7 protein-coding genes are annotated in these 14412 nt (G+C 38.4%); 4 read left to right on the top strand and 3 right to left on the bottom strand.

What is annotated here, in order from left to right; all coding sequences use genetic code 11:
• Together ACQ5J2_RS02080 and ACQ5J2_RS02075 are read left to right on the top strand one after the other, a co-directional pair.
• Positions 1–1155, top strand: coding sequence for an efflux RND transporter periplasmic adaptor subunit (locus tag ACQ5J2_RS02080; protein WP_432672034.1), 1155 nt, complete (start codon positions 1–3; stop codon positions 1153–1155).
• A gap of 24 nt (positions 1156–1179) precedes the next feature.
• A complete protein-coding gene (locus tag ACQ5J2_RS02075) occupies positions 1180–4641 on the top strand; it encodes an efflux RND transporter permease subunit (RefSeq protein ID WP_432672033.1) in 3462 nt (1153 codons plus the stop codon).
• Positions 4642–5154: 513 nt separating this feature from the next.
• Here ACQ5J2_RS02075 and ACQ5J2_RS02070 read toward each other — a convergent pair.
• Positions 5155–6057 (bottom strand): hypothetical protein, encoded by a 903-nt coding sequence (locus tag ACQ5J2_RS02070; RefSeq protein WP_432672032.1) that lies wholly within the window; start codon positions 6055–6057, stop codon positions 5155–5157.
• Between the two features lie 1159 nt (positions 6058–7216).
• The gene (locus ACQ5J2_RS02065) at positions 7217–7732 is read right to left on the bottom strand and encodes a hypothetical protein (RefSeq protein WP_432672031.1); all 516 of its coding nucleotides are present in this window, start codon (positions 7730–7732) and stop codon (positions 7217–7219) included.
• A 114-nt stretch (positions 7733–7846) separates the two neighbouring features.
• On the opposite strand from ACQ5J2_RS02065, the gene ACQ5J2_RS02060 reads away from it, so the two are divergent.
• Together ACQ5J2_RS02060 and odhB are read left to right on the top strand one after the other, a co-directional pair.
• A complete protein-coding gene (locus ACQ5J2_RS02060; RefSeq protein ID WP_432672030.1) occupies positions 7847–10636 on the top strand; it encodes a 2-oxoglutarate dehydrogenase E1 component in 2790 nt (929 codons plus the stop codon).
• 75 nt (positions 10637–10711) lie between these two features.
• Entirely contained in the window at positions 10712–11932 is a 1221-nt protein-coding gene (gene odhB, locus ACQ5J2_RS02055; RefSeq protein ID WP_432672029.1) for a 2-oxoglutarate dehydrogenase complex dihydrolipoyllysine-residue succinyltransferase, read from the top strand.
• Positions 11933–12069: 137 nt separating this feature from the next.
• Here the strand turns inward: odhB and ACQ5J2_RS02050 are convergent, their stop codons facing one another.
• Complete coding sequence (locus tag ACQ5J2_RS02050; protein WP_432672028.1) at positions 12070–14274, bottom strand: M12 family metallo-peptidase; 2205 nt, start codon at positions 14272–14274, stop codon at positions 12070–12072.
• Positions 14275–14412: the final 138 nt, after the last annotated feature.

Genomic DNA, 14412 nt, shown 5'->3' with positions numbered 1-14412 from the left:
ATGAAAAAAATACTTACCCTTACCCTAATCGCATTCACACTCTACAGTTGTGGCGACAAATCGACTGCTGATGTTGAAGCGGTTATTGCTTCTAATGACTTAAAGCAAATCAAAGAAAAGCGCGACCAAATTCATGAAGACTATGAGAAGCTTGCCGCACAAATGGCAACTTTAGATGCAGCCATCATCAAGCTCGATGACACGCAACGCTACCCGCTTGTTCGCACGTTGACGGTCAAAGATTCAGCGTTCACGCACTACATTGAAGTGCAGGGTAACGTAGATACTAAGGAGAACATTCTTATTTATCCGGAGTATTCGGGTGTGTTGGTACAGCTCAACGTAATGGCAGGGCAGAAGGTTACTAAAGGGCAAGTCCTAGCCCGAATTGACGACGGCGGTATGAGTGCTCAATTGGCACAAGCCGAAAATAAACTGGCGCTTGACAAAACAACTTTCGACCGTCAGAAAAATTTGTGGAACCAGAAGATTGGGTCGGAAATTCAATACTTACAGACCCAAACGGCCTATCAAAGTCAGCAAAAAGCAGTAAAACAGATGCAGGCTCAACTCAATAAAACAGTGATTCGTGCTCCTTTTTCAGGAACGATTGACGAAGTAATTGCCGAACGCGGCCAAGTCATTGCACCGGGTCAGGAATTGTTCCGTATTGTAAATCTAGGCAACATGTATGTTACCGCAAATGTGCCGGAGAACTACCTGAGCGAACTAAAGCTTGGTGCTGTAGTAGAAGTCTATTTAAATGCAATAGGCAAGACCTACAAAGGGAAAGTACGCCAAGTGGGAACGTACATCAACCCCAACAACCGAACATTTGGTATTGAGATTGCGCTACCAAACCCTGATAATTTACTACGTCCCAACCAAGTTGCAGTCTTGAAGATTGAAGATTATACCAATAAGGGGGCACTTTTAATCCCAGAGAACATCATTTTAGAAAACGCGACCAACGAAAAAGTGGTGTACGTTGTGACTAATGGCAAGGAGCCTAAAGCGGCACAACGCATCATTGAAGTAGGCTACACCTCCGGTTCAATGGTCGAAGTAAAGTCAGGCTTAAAAGCGGGAGACACCGTGGTTACAGACGGAGGGAAAGCCCTATCTGACGGTGCAAACGTAGAAATAATCAAATAGGTTTACCTTAATTAAAACCCACTTATGAGTAATAAAATCAACAAGGAGTTTGGCATTTCCACCTGGGCAATTAACAACAAGATGACCGTCTATGTTATCACGGCGATATTACTTATCGGCGGGTTAATGTCCTATTATGCCATGCCGCGAGAGAGTTTTCCTGAAATCGTGGAAACTAAAATATACGTCAGCTCAATCAATCCAGGTAACTCTGCCGAAGATGTAGAGAAGCTGATTACCAAGCCGCTTGAAGAAGAGTTTAACAACATTTCGGGCGTAACTAAAATTACGTCGAATACCCTAGAGGATTACTCGATGATTCTGGTCGAGTTTGACGAAGACATTTCGGTTGAAGATGCCAAGCAAAAGGTAAAAGACAAGGTAGATAAAGTAAAGTCGGATACCCAATGGCCCACCATGGACGGTGGCGGAAAGGTAGAACCCAACGTTTTTGACCTCAACATTGCCGAAGAAGTGCCCATCCTCAACATTAATTTAAAAGGCGATTTCCCTTCGCAGAAACTCAAGGAGTATGCAGAATACATCGAAGAACGCGTAGAACGCTTGACCCAAATTAAGGAAGCCGCCATACGAGGTGTTGATGATAAAGAGGTAGAAATTGCAGTAGACATTTATAAAATGAGTGCTGCCAAAGTCAGTTTTGACGACATCATCAACGCGGTGAAGTTTGAGAACAAGACTATTTCTGGAGGAAGTGTCACTTCTAACGGGGTCAAGAAAAATATTCGTGTGATTGGTGAGATTAATCAGCCGTCGCAACTCGAAAACATTGTAGTCAAGAAGCAAGATGGAAACGTCTACTTGAGAGACATTGCCACGGTTGACTTTAAGGAGAAAGAACGCACCACTTTTGCCCGTGACTTTGGTGATAATGTAGTAATGCTCGACATCAAGAAGCGAAGCGGTAAGAACATGGTCGAAGCCGTTGACGGCGTAAAGGAAATAATTACTAAAGCACAAGAAAACTACTTCCCTAAAGGCTTGAAGATAACTTATGCAAACGATCAGTCCGAGAGAACGATTGCGCAAGTAGATGATTTGGTCAACAACATTATCTTCGGAGTGTTGTTAGTTATCATTGTACTGATGTTTTTCTTAGGATTACGAAACGCCCTATTCGTAGGGTTTGCCATCCCTCTTTCCATGTTCATGTCCTACATGATTCTGGCATCCTTTGGCATTACGCTCAACACGATGGTGCTTTTTGCCTTAGTAATGGGTCTAGGAATGCTGGTAGACAACGGAATTGTAGTGGTCGAAAACGTTTATTCGTTAATGTCCCAAGGCATGTCGCGCAAGCAAGCCGCTATTGAGGGTATTGGCGAAATCGCTTGGCCAATCATCGCTTCTACCGCAACCACGCTCGCTGCCTTTTTTCCACTGGGTTTATGGCCCGGAACGATGGGGAAATTCATGATTTACTTCCCAATGACCCTTTCTGTCGTCTTGTTTTCGTCCCTTTTTGTGGCGCTTGTCATTAATGCGATGTTGACTGCCGATTTTATGCAGTTGCAAGAAAAAGAAATGCCACGCAAAAAGTTAATTCGCATCAGTGCCATCATTGCACTTATAGGCGCTCCTATATTAGTATTTGGCTTCATCACTGATTCAGGTTTCGCAAGAGGAATCGGAAACTTGATGCTCTTTTTTGCCATCATGATGTGGATTTACAAATACTTTCTATTGAAACGAATGGACAAGTTCCAGTCTACTTCCTTGGTGGGTCTTGAACGCAAGTACAAGCAATTCTTAGAGTATGCCTTGACCGGTAAAAGACCACGGTTGTTCTTTCTAGGAACCTTTGGCGTCTTGATTCTTTCCTTCGTTGCCGTTGGAATTGCAAAGCCGAACGTCTTATTTTTCCCAGAAAATCAGCCCAATCAAATCATGGTTTACATTGAATTTCCCGAAGGAACTGATATCGAAAAGACCAACGATTTTACGAAGATAATTGAGCAGAAAGTGTATGCTATTGCCAATAAATACGAGAAGGACGGCAAGAACTTTATGGTAGAAACCGCCATTGCACAAGTAGGTAACGGTGCCGGAAACCCGCAGACCGATGGAGGTTCTGAGAACGAAATGCCCCACCGTGGAAAGGTAACCTTAACGATGCGGGAGTTTAAGTACCGCCAAGGAATCAACAGTCTTGACGTCATGGAGGAAATCCGTAAGTCTGTGCAAGGTTATCCCGGCGTTTCTATTATTGTTGAAAAAGAAGCCAATGGTCCTCCGGCAGGTTATCCGGTAAACATTGAGATTACGGGTGAGAACTATGGCGACATGTTGCTCGAGGCAAATAAACTAAAGGACTACCTAAACAAACGAAACATTGCAGGTATTGAAGAATTGAAAATTGACGTCAATAAATCGAAACCCGGTGTGGATATATCCGTAGATGTAGAGAAAGCAGGCCGTCTGGGAATTACTTCCGGCCAAGTGGGTCAAACCCTGCGACGTGCCGTTTATGGCGAAAAGATTTCGACTTATAAAGAGGGAAAGGACGATTATGAAATCAACGTTCGGATGGAGGAAGAGCAGCGAAACAATAATGATGTCATCTACAATCAACCGGTTACGTTCCGCGACCAAGCGTCTGGAAAGCTGGTGCAAGTGCCTATATCGGCTATCACTTCTAAGGAAGACTCCAATACATTTAATACCATCAAACGTAAAAATTTGAAGCGGGTTATTACCGTGTACTCTAACGTAATTGGTGGTTTTAACGGGAACATCATCGTAGACAAGTTGAAAAACGAATTGTCCGATTACAAGATGAAAGGCGACATTACCTTTGCCTTTACGGGCGAACAGGAAGAGCAAGAAAAGAACATGAGTTTCCTTGTCAATGCGTTACTCATCGCCCTTGGTGGTATCATCTTGATATTAGTGGCGCAGTTTAATTCTATTTCTAAGCCCTTTATCATTATGGTTTCAGTCCTCTTGAGTTTTGGAGGTGTGTTCTTCGGTATGGTCATCTTCAAGAACGATTTTGTCATCATCATGACCATGATGGGTATCATTTCCCTCGCCGGGATTGTGGTCAATAACGCCATCGTTCTTATTGATTACACCCAGCTCCTCATCGACAGAAAGTTGCATGAAAATGGCATGGAAGAACGAGAATTGTTAACCAAACAAGAGTATTTTGACATCATGGTCGAAGGAGGTCGCTCCCGTTTACGTCCAGTATTGCTTACCGCAATTACCACCGTATTGGGATTAGTGCCGTTGGCTATTGGTTTAAATATTGACTTCTTTAATTTGTTTACAGATTACAACCCCAATATTTATATGGGTGGTGATAACGTAGTATTCTGGGGCCCATTGGCAAAAACCGTTATTTACGGTTTGATATTTGCCACCTTCCTGACACTGGTTATTATTCCCGTGATGTTCTTTATTTTACAAAAGATTAAAATCAGGTTGAATCCTCCTCTAGCCCCTCCCAAAGAAAATAACTAGGAATGTAATCCTCCCAGTTCCCCTATAAGGAGGGGAACTGGGAATACGTAAATTGGAAGTTTGAAATAATAAAGCAACAGTACAGCACTACTTATAAATAGTGCATTCCCGTCATTGCAAAAAACGAAGCAACCCTATACCGTTGCTACTCCGTCATTGCGAGGTACGAAGCAATCCTATTTACATACCACGCTGTTATTGCAAGTCACAAAGCAATCCTATAGCGTTGCTACTAATTTTCCCCCTGATCTCCTCCCAAGTCAGGAAACTAGGGATACAAAAACGAGCGCTTCAACCTTATATTATAAAATTCCTTCGTTCCTCGCAATGACGTAATGTTTGTTTTCACTTTAAGCTCCACTCCTTTGAAGAGAGTAGGGGAGGGCCTTAAATTGTAGGCACACTTATTTAGGTTGTAGCGTTCCGTTTAAGAAAAATATCATTTAAAACCATATAAATTGCTATAAAAAGCAACGGAACGCCTAAAACCTACAACTTAGAACTTACAACTTTTTAAACTACTGCATTCAATAAAATAATCAACTCTGTAGTTTCTCCCGGTACTATGGTGAAAGATTCTGTTTTGGTAAAATAATTTTGTTGTGTCGCTCTAATTTGATACGCGCCCCCCACTAAATTCTGCACCGTATTAAATCCTCTAATACTGGACACTCGCTTGATATTTTTGCCTACTATTTCAAGATTAACATGAGCAATAGGTCTCAAAGTGGCAGCATCCATTGTGGTAATTGTCAACGCCAAATGACGCGTTCCTGTAGTGGCAATAACACGCAAGGCTTTATAGGTTTCTACAAATTCTGGAGCGGTAGGTAAAAGCATCACCACCATATTGTCCAGCTGTTTGTTTAAAAACGTTAGCATTTCCTTCGTTTTTGTCTCTATAGTGTGGGTTGTGGTACTGCGGTGTTTTATAGAATCTTCTGGTCTTTTCATTATAGCTGTAAAACTATCTATAGTCGATTTTAAGAGTATTAAACTAGTATCCGTCACATTATAACGGTCTAAATTTGCTAGTTCTTTTCTGCCTTCTGCCAGTAAATACGTAACCGCACCCACTAAAGCATCACCTTTAAACTGCTTTAAAGTTGACATATTATAAAAGCAACCATTATACAAGATGGTATCTTTGGTCACACTAGCATACGAACAAATAGCAGCACTCAGTACAAAGGCTTGCTCCTCCAGACTACGTCTCACGATTTCTTTACTTTCTGCAATACCCGTTAAATTAATCATTTGTGCTGCAAGTAATGCCGCAAGCACAATTATTTTATCTGAAAGCTCTGCTTTACTATCTATAATAGGAGCAAATCCGTCCCAAACGGAACTATCGTCATCAAAATGCTGTTCGAGTGTTCTACATATGCTGTAAACACCCATCTGTCTCTTGTTCATATGCTAGTAATTTATTAAAAAATAAACCAAAGCTAATCAATTTTGTAATACAAATTAATAAAGTATTAATATATTGTAGCTAAAATTATTAATTTATTTTTACGCATTCATTATTTGTAACAGTAGTATTAATTTTTATACTCACAAAGTCAGTAAATACAATGGTTTTTAAATATATAGTGATTATAAATGAGATGCCCTTTGCCCATAAAAAAAAGCATCCCTCCATACTGCCATGACCTCCAACTAACTACATTATGTTCAGCGCTCCAATTTCAATGTCCATAAGTTTCTTTTTTATGTAAAACAGTATTTTACCGTTGTCGGAAACCATTTTGGAGCTCTATGCTGCTATTTTACGTTCGTTAATAGCTATTCCAAACTTGTGCGATGCTATTTTACGCTTGTAGTATCTATTCCAGACTTGTGCGACGCGATTCCAGACTTGTCTGTATCTATTCCAAACTTGAATATGTCTATTCCAGACTTGTGCGATGCTATTTTGCACTTGTAAGTATCTATTCCAGACTTGTTAGACATTAAAACGCATGTGTAAGCTGTCATTCCAACAGTGTGCGAAGCTATTCCAAGGATGTAAGATGCCATTGTGGCAATGCGCGACGCTATTTAGCGCTTGTTGAATGCATTTTAATTAAAGAAATCAACTCTAACATCCGCTAAATCATTTCGTGCTTTGAAATACTACCTACATAAACTGAAAAAGTAGCGTGTTGCAGTGATAAAAACCTAGGGGAAGTCTGTAAGATGATAGTTGACAACGGTATAATGCTGCCGGACATGCACGAGTTGGTATTAGGCGTTCAATAAATAATACCCAACAATCCAATTATAGAAACGCGCAGGACTAAAACAGCGTTCACTAGTGAGGCAAAATCGTGTAACAATCGCACAGTAGCCACGCCAATTGATATAATTGATAGCATAAGTAGCAGTAAGCCCTCTTCTAGATAGGAACTAGGGAGTTGGCGAAAAAAAAGGAGAATGTAAGGCATAACGAATAGGGCAAACCGTTGAACTGGGGCTACAACGCTGACTTATTGAAAGTAAGGACTTGAAAATTTAGAAAAGTACCGATGTTAAAAACCACCACATCTTGATGGTTTCTCGGTGTTGAAAAGGGGAATAAAGTAGTTGCCTTTTAAAAATAAACCCGAAGAAAAGGCATAAAAGCTTCATTATAAACGCTCTTCTTGTCGTCAAACAATACATTATAACGAATACCCAGAGTAACATTATTCGTTCGGTAACCCGCTCCTAGAAACAAGGCAGTGTTCCAGAAGTCATCTTTATAATTATCGTTGAAAGTGGTATTTACCCTGAGCTGCTCCAATTCAGCAGACAACTGAATTTGCTCAATAGGATTGACCAATCCAATTAAACTCGCTCCATAAATATACGATTCAAAATTGTTTTTAAAATTCACATAACTCCCTTGAAGACCAACACCGGCAGAAAAGTAGGCATTTACATCGTAGATTACACTTGGCGCTACAACAATATTCGTAAATCCAGACCCAATGCTCAATCCCAAGCTTCCGCCAAAGTGAACTCTATCTTGAGTTCCGCTAGCATTTTGTCCGGAAACTGCGTTCGCACACATAAATAAAACAAAAAGCGCACAAAGTGTTGATTTATTCCATTTGATTAATTTCATATTGCTTTTAAGATAAGTTTAAGTCATAAAAGTATAAAATATTTATTAGAGTGTGGTATTTGTTGTACTTTTGCCTAATCATTTTTATTAAAATTAGGACATTCAATATATATTATGGATAGGTTTTCATTTTTAAATGCAGCTCACACAGAATTCTTTGGCGAACTATACGACCAATATTTAGAAAATCCCGACAGCGTTGAGCCAAGCTGGAGAAGTTTCTTTCAGGGATTTGATTTCGGTACTACAACTTATAATGATCAAAGTCCCGCAGTGCAAATGGCGGCGGTTGCCGCGGATTCTCAAGATTGCTCAATAGTTTCAGATAAACTTCAAAAAGAATTTAATGTTTTAAATTTAATTGAGGCCTACCGTACGAGTGGTCATTTGTTTACCAAAACAAATCCCGTTCGCGAACGAAGAACGTATACTCCTACATTAGATTTAGCAAATTTTGGTTTATCAGAAAAGGATTTAAGTACTGTTTTCGAGGCTGCAAAAGCAATTCGAATTCAACCGTGTACATTGAAGGAAATTTTAGGCCACTTAGACAATATTTATTGCCAGCATATTGGTGTTGAATACATGTACATCCGTGATCCTGAAATACGAAATTGGATTCAAGCAAAGATTGGATACAATGATAATATTCCGAAATTTTCAACAGAACAAAAGAAAAATATTTTAGGAAAATTAAGTGATGCCGTTTCTTTCGAAAACTTTCTGCATACCAAATACGTGGGTCAAAAACGTTTTTCATTAGAAGGTGGCGAATCCTTAATTCCAGGATTAGATGCTTTAATTGAAGCTGCGGCTGAAAAAGGAGTGGAACAATTTGTAATGGGAATGGCACACCGTGGTCGTTTGAGCGTTTTGGCAAATATTTTTGGCAAAAACACACAAGATATTTTCTCTGAATTTGACGGAAAAGATTACGATGATCATGTGCTGTTTGATGGTGATGTAAAATACCACTTAGGGATTACGGCTGATCGTAAAACAAAATCAGGAAAAAGTATTAACATTAACTTGGCGCCAAACCCATCCCATCTGGAAACAGTTGGAGCGGTGATTGAAGGAATTACACGTGCTAAACAAGACCGATATTTCCCTAACGATAATTCCAAAGTTTTGCCTATCGCACTTCACGGAGATGCCGCAGTTGCAGGACAAGGAATCGTTTACGAGATTGTGCAAATGGCACAATTGGAAGGTTACAAAACCGGCGGAACCATACATATTGTAGTAAATAATCAAGTTGGATTTACCACTAATTATTTAGACGCGCGTTCTTCAACTTATTGTACAGATATTGCAAAAGTGACGTTGTCTCCCGTTTTGCATGTCAATGCAGATGATGCTGAAGCAGTAGCTCATGCGATGTTGTTCGCTCTAGATTTCCGTATGGAATTTGGACGTGATGTGTTTATTGACCTTTTAGGGTACAGAAAATACGGACATAATGAAGGTGATGAGCCTCGTTTTACCCAACCAAAATTATACAAACTAATTGCAAAACATCAAAATCCAAGAGACATTTATGCAGCTCAATTGCTAGCGGAAGGTGTAATTCAAGGGGATTATGTAAAGGGATTAGAAGAAAAATATAAAGCAGATTTAGAGGAAAATTTAGAAGCTTCTCGTAAAAAAGAGTTGACAATCATTACTCCATTTATGCAAAATGAGTGGGAAGGTTTTGCACAAGCAGAACTGTCTGAAATGAAAGAGAAAGTAGATACTACTTTTTCTAAAGAAACATTGACAGAGATTGCTAAAGTTATTACGACTTTGCCAGAGGATAAAAAGTTTTTCAATAAAATTCAGAAGTTGATCAACGACCGAAAAGCGATGTTCTTTGAAACGGATAAGTTGGATTGGGCTATGGCTGAATTACTAGCTTACGGAAGTTTATTGACTGAAGGATACGACGTGAGAATGTCGGGTCAGGATGTTGAAAGAGGTACTTTTTCTCACCGTCACGCAGTTATAAAATCAGAAGATTCAGAAGAGCGAATTATCTTATTGAATCATTTGAATGCAAATGCTAATAATACAACTGGTAAATTCAGAATTTACAATTCCTTGCTTTCAGAGTATGGTGTAGTAGGATTTGATTATGGTTATGCTTTGGCAAGCCCAAAAACATTGACTATTTGGGAAGCTCAATTTGGAGATTTCAGTAATGGAGCTCAAATTATGTTGGACCAATACATTTCTGCAGCAGAAGACAAATGGAACAATCAAAACGGCTTGGTGATGTTATTGCCACACGGTTATGAAGGGCAAGGAGCGGAACATTCTTCTGCAAGAATGGAACGTTATTTACAAATGTGTGCAACTGATAATATGTTTGTTGCTGATTGTACGACTCCTGCCAATTTTTATCATTTGTTGAGAAGACAAATGAAAACCACTTTTAGAAAACCATTAATCGTCTTCACTCCTAAAAGTTTATTGCGTCATCCCTCCGTAGTTTCTACAGTAGATGAATTTGCAAATGGAAGCTTCCAAGAAGTTTTAGACGACCCAATTGCGGATAAAAAAGTAGTGAAATCATTGGTTTTCTGTACCGGAAAATTCTATTACGACTTAGTAGCAGAAAGAGAAGCGAATGGAAGAACAGATGTTGCATTTGTTCGTATCGAGCAATTATTTCCATTGCCAATTGAGCAGTTGAAGGCAGTTATTGCAAGTTATCCAAATGCAGAAGACTACGTTTGGGCACAAGAAGAACCAAAAAACATGGGAGCTTACAGCTTTATGTTGATGAATTTTGACTTAGTAAAATTGCGTTTAGCATCATTAAAAGCATACAGTGCTCCAGCAGCGGGAAGTTATGCACGTTCTAAAAAGCGTCATGCTTCAGCTATTGCAATGGTTTTTGATAAAGATTTATTTAATTAAAATAGTAGTTTCAGGTTTAAAGTTCCATTTGGCAATTTTAACCTTTTAACCTATAACCTTTTAACCTAAAAGAATATGATTTTAGAAATGAAAGTCCCATCACCAGGGGAATCAATCACAGAAGTTGAAATTGCAACTTGGTTAGTAAAAGATGGCGATTATGTAGAAAAAGACCAAGCAATTGCTGAAGTTGATTCTGATAAAGCTACCTTAGAATTACCTGCTGAAGAAAGCGGAATAATTACGCTTAAAGCAGAAGAAGGTGATGCTGTAGCCGTTGGTGCAGTAGTATGTTTGATTGATACTTCAGCAGCAAAACCAAGTGCTTCTGATGCAGCTCCAGCAGCGGAAACTAAAAAAGAAGAGCCTAAAGTAGAAGCTCCAAAAGAAGAGCCTAAAGCAGCTGCGGCAACGTATGCTTCAGGAACGCCTTCTCCAGCAGCTCGTAAAATTTTAGACGAAAAAAATATCCCAACCTCTGACATCAAAGGAACTGGAAAAGACGGTAGAATTACCAAAGATGACGCTGTAAATGCAGTGCCATCAATGGGAACTCCAACAGGCGGAAGTCGTGGTTCAGAACGATCTAAACTTTCAATGTTGCGTCGTAAAGTAGCAGAGCGTTTAGTTGCTGCTAAAAACGAAACAGCAATGTTGACTACTTTTAACGAAGTAAACATGACGCCTATCAACAAAATTCGTAATGAATACAAAGACGCATTCAAGGCAAAACACGCTGGTGTTGGTTTAGGATATATGTCATTCTTTACAAAAGCGGTAACAAGAGCGTTGCAAATGTATCCTGATGTAAATTCAATGATGGATGGCGACTACAAAGTAGCTTACGATTTCTGCGACATTTCAATTGCCGTTTCAGGGCCAAAAGGTTTGATGGTTCCTGTGGTTCGTAATGCTGAAAACTTGTCTTTCCGGGGTGTTGAAGCGGAAATCAAAAGATTAGCCATTAGAGCTCGTGACGGGCAAATTACGGTTGACGATATGACGGGTGGAACATTTACCATTACAAACGGTGGTGTTTTTGGAAGTATGCTTTCTACGCCAATTATCAACCCTCCTCAATCAGGAATTTTAGGAATGCACAATATTATTGAGCGTCCAATTGCAGTAGATGGAAAGGTAGAAATTCACCCGATGATGTATGTGGCGTTATCTTATGACCACAGAATTATCGACGGTCGTGAGTCTGTAGGTTTCTTAGTTGCGATTAAAGAAGCATTGGAAAACCCATTGGAATTATTGCTAAATGGAGATGCTAAAAAAGCATTTGAATTATAGGTTTGCCAATCTGAACTCATTTCAGATTCTAAATATAAATCCCGTTTCAATTGAAACGGGATTTTTTTTGTAATCTGTTTTTAATAAAAAAAGCTACTCTTTTAAGTAGCTTTCCTATAAGTAATATCTGATTTAAATTACATTTTTAAAATCTTGAAGTTTTTCTCTATTTCATTAAATCGCACTTTAAAGAAATACGTCCCTGAAGCAAATTGTGATAAATCTACATTGGATTCTAAAGCGTTTAATTTTTGAGAAAACAACGTTCTTCCTTCAATATTGTATACCTTAATTTCTGTTATGTTCGTATTCGATTTTAAGTTAATATTATTTTTCGTAGGATTTGGATAATAGGTGAAATCTAAAAAATCGTTAAAACCAATTCCTAAATTTTCTTCGCAATTTATAGTTGCTGACCATCCTGATGCGGTCGAATATTGATCTGAAATAAATTTAAAAGTAAGTGAACCATCAACAGCGGTTGAAGTTACTGTTCCAGGAGAGTTTGTTCCTGTGAATCCATCTCCAAAATTCAATTCAGCATAAGAATCATCCGACCCGTCATATATATACAAGTAATCATAATTGTCTTCTAAATTGAATTCAGTGAAAGAAACTACAATCTTTTTGTTACTTAAATTTGGTGTAATTGTTCTCGTAAACGATTCGATGTCAGAATAATTATTTGAATCGCCTCCAGTATCATAAAACGATAATGTTCCGCAATAATTTCCAGGTGTAATGAATAGGTACTCTCTACTTATAGGATTGACACTTGTACAAATAGGTTTTATTTTTATTTGATAATACGTATTTGGTAATAAACCTGTAGCTTGATAATTGGTTTGAGAAACCACATTCCAAATTGCGGGAGAACCGAAAGAGGTCACAGAAATTTCCCACGAGGTCGCATCATCAAAATCCTCCCATGTTATCGTTGTTGAATTGTCTAAAATACTACTAGTTTGTATATTAGATATGGTATTAATACAAGCGATACAATTTGTGCCTAAACAAGATTTAGCGTTAATCGTATTTGCCATTAAAGTAGCAGGTTGTATTCCAAAGCCATTTGCAAAGCTAATTCCAACTCCTTCAATTAAATGACAATAACTCATAATTGTACCTTTTTCAAATGAAGATGGAATAGGACCAATAGTATTACAACCGTTTTCAGGATATCCTGCTTGTGAGCCACAACCGTCAATTGGTGTGTTGTTTCCGTTCCAAACACAAGCATGTGTATGTGGCGATCCCAATAAATGCCCGAGTTCGTGCGTCATTACTTGAGTAGTCCAAGAATACGTAGGAACAGTTGCAATTGAAATGCCATCAACGTCAGAATAGCCGTAGTTAAAGTTTGTGCAAAGTCCGTTTAGAAACGCAACACCACCCAAACCTCCAGGGTCTATTCCCACAAGAACACCCACATCACCATTGATTATCGGTCTGTAGTCTTGAAATGCAAAAAGATAATCGGCAGAGGTCGTCCCAATGCCTTCATAAGCATCCGGAGTGGTCCAAATATAGACTGAATTTAATGCCGTTGTAATTCCATCATTTGCAAATAAGGTTTGCACATTGTTGAAAACAGAAGTTGCCCAATTAGCCGTCGTCAAGGAGTTACTGTCGTTGCTAAGAAATAAATTATAATCAATTTCATAATAAAAAGTGACACATTTAGCGGTAGTGACTTCTCGCTTCACGGTTGAATTTGATGGTGGAATCCCGGTTTCTTCTACACCACATTTAAAACTGTTTTCGATTAAAAAATTAGCATCAGAATAAATAATATAATCATTTTGATTGTTTGGTTTGTCAATCTTACCTACAACCACATTACCCAATTCTGCAGAAGAAAAAACACCGTTAAATGCACCATTAAAGAAATTAAATGCTGAAACGGAATTCGAATTTCCTTTTATAATTCCACGGTAATAAACACCTTTCTGGTAAGAAATGTTTTTTTCTTTATCAGTATCTACTTTGAAATCTTTCGAAAAAGGATTCACCCGATACAACAGAATTTTGATATTTTGATTTTGATACGGAATCTCAAGTTCTAAAAAATCTAATGGGTTCAACGCTATTTGATTCATTTTATTGAAGTCCACTTTTGCCAGTGTAGATTGCGTTACAACTTGATTAATATCTATGTTAGAAATAGATGAATCCGCTGTTAGTAAAGATACTTGTGTGAACTGTGTGTTTTCTCTTTGTAATTTCTGAACCTCTTCAGCAATTTTATTTTGTCCAAATCCATTGAGAATAGATAAGAGACTTAGTGATAAAAAAACAGATTTTAGTACTTTGCTTTTTTTAATATTTTGCGTTAGAGTCATTTAATAAAATTTTAGATGCAAATTAAGTAAAATTTTTTTTAGTGTGTTGGTATTAATTTAGAATATTAAAAATCCTTTACCTATAAGTAATTTACGAGTTGTTCCGTCTTGTGGTTTTATTACAATTTATAATCCCGT

This window comes from Flavobacterium sp. SM2513 (assembly GCF_050908145.1).
Classification (GTDB): Bacteria; Bacteroidota; Bacteroidia; order Flavobacteriales; family Flavobacteriaceae; genus Flavobacterium.
This window is presented reverse-complemented; position numbering and strand designations above follow the sequence as displayed.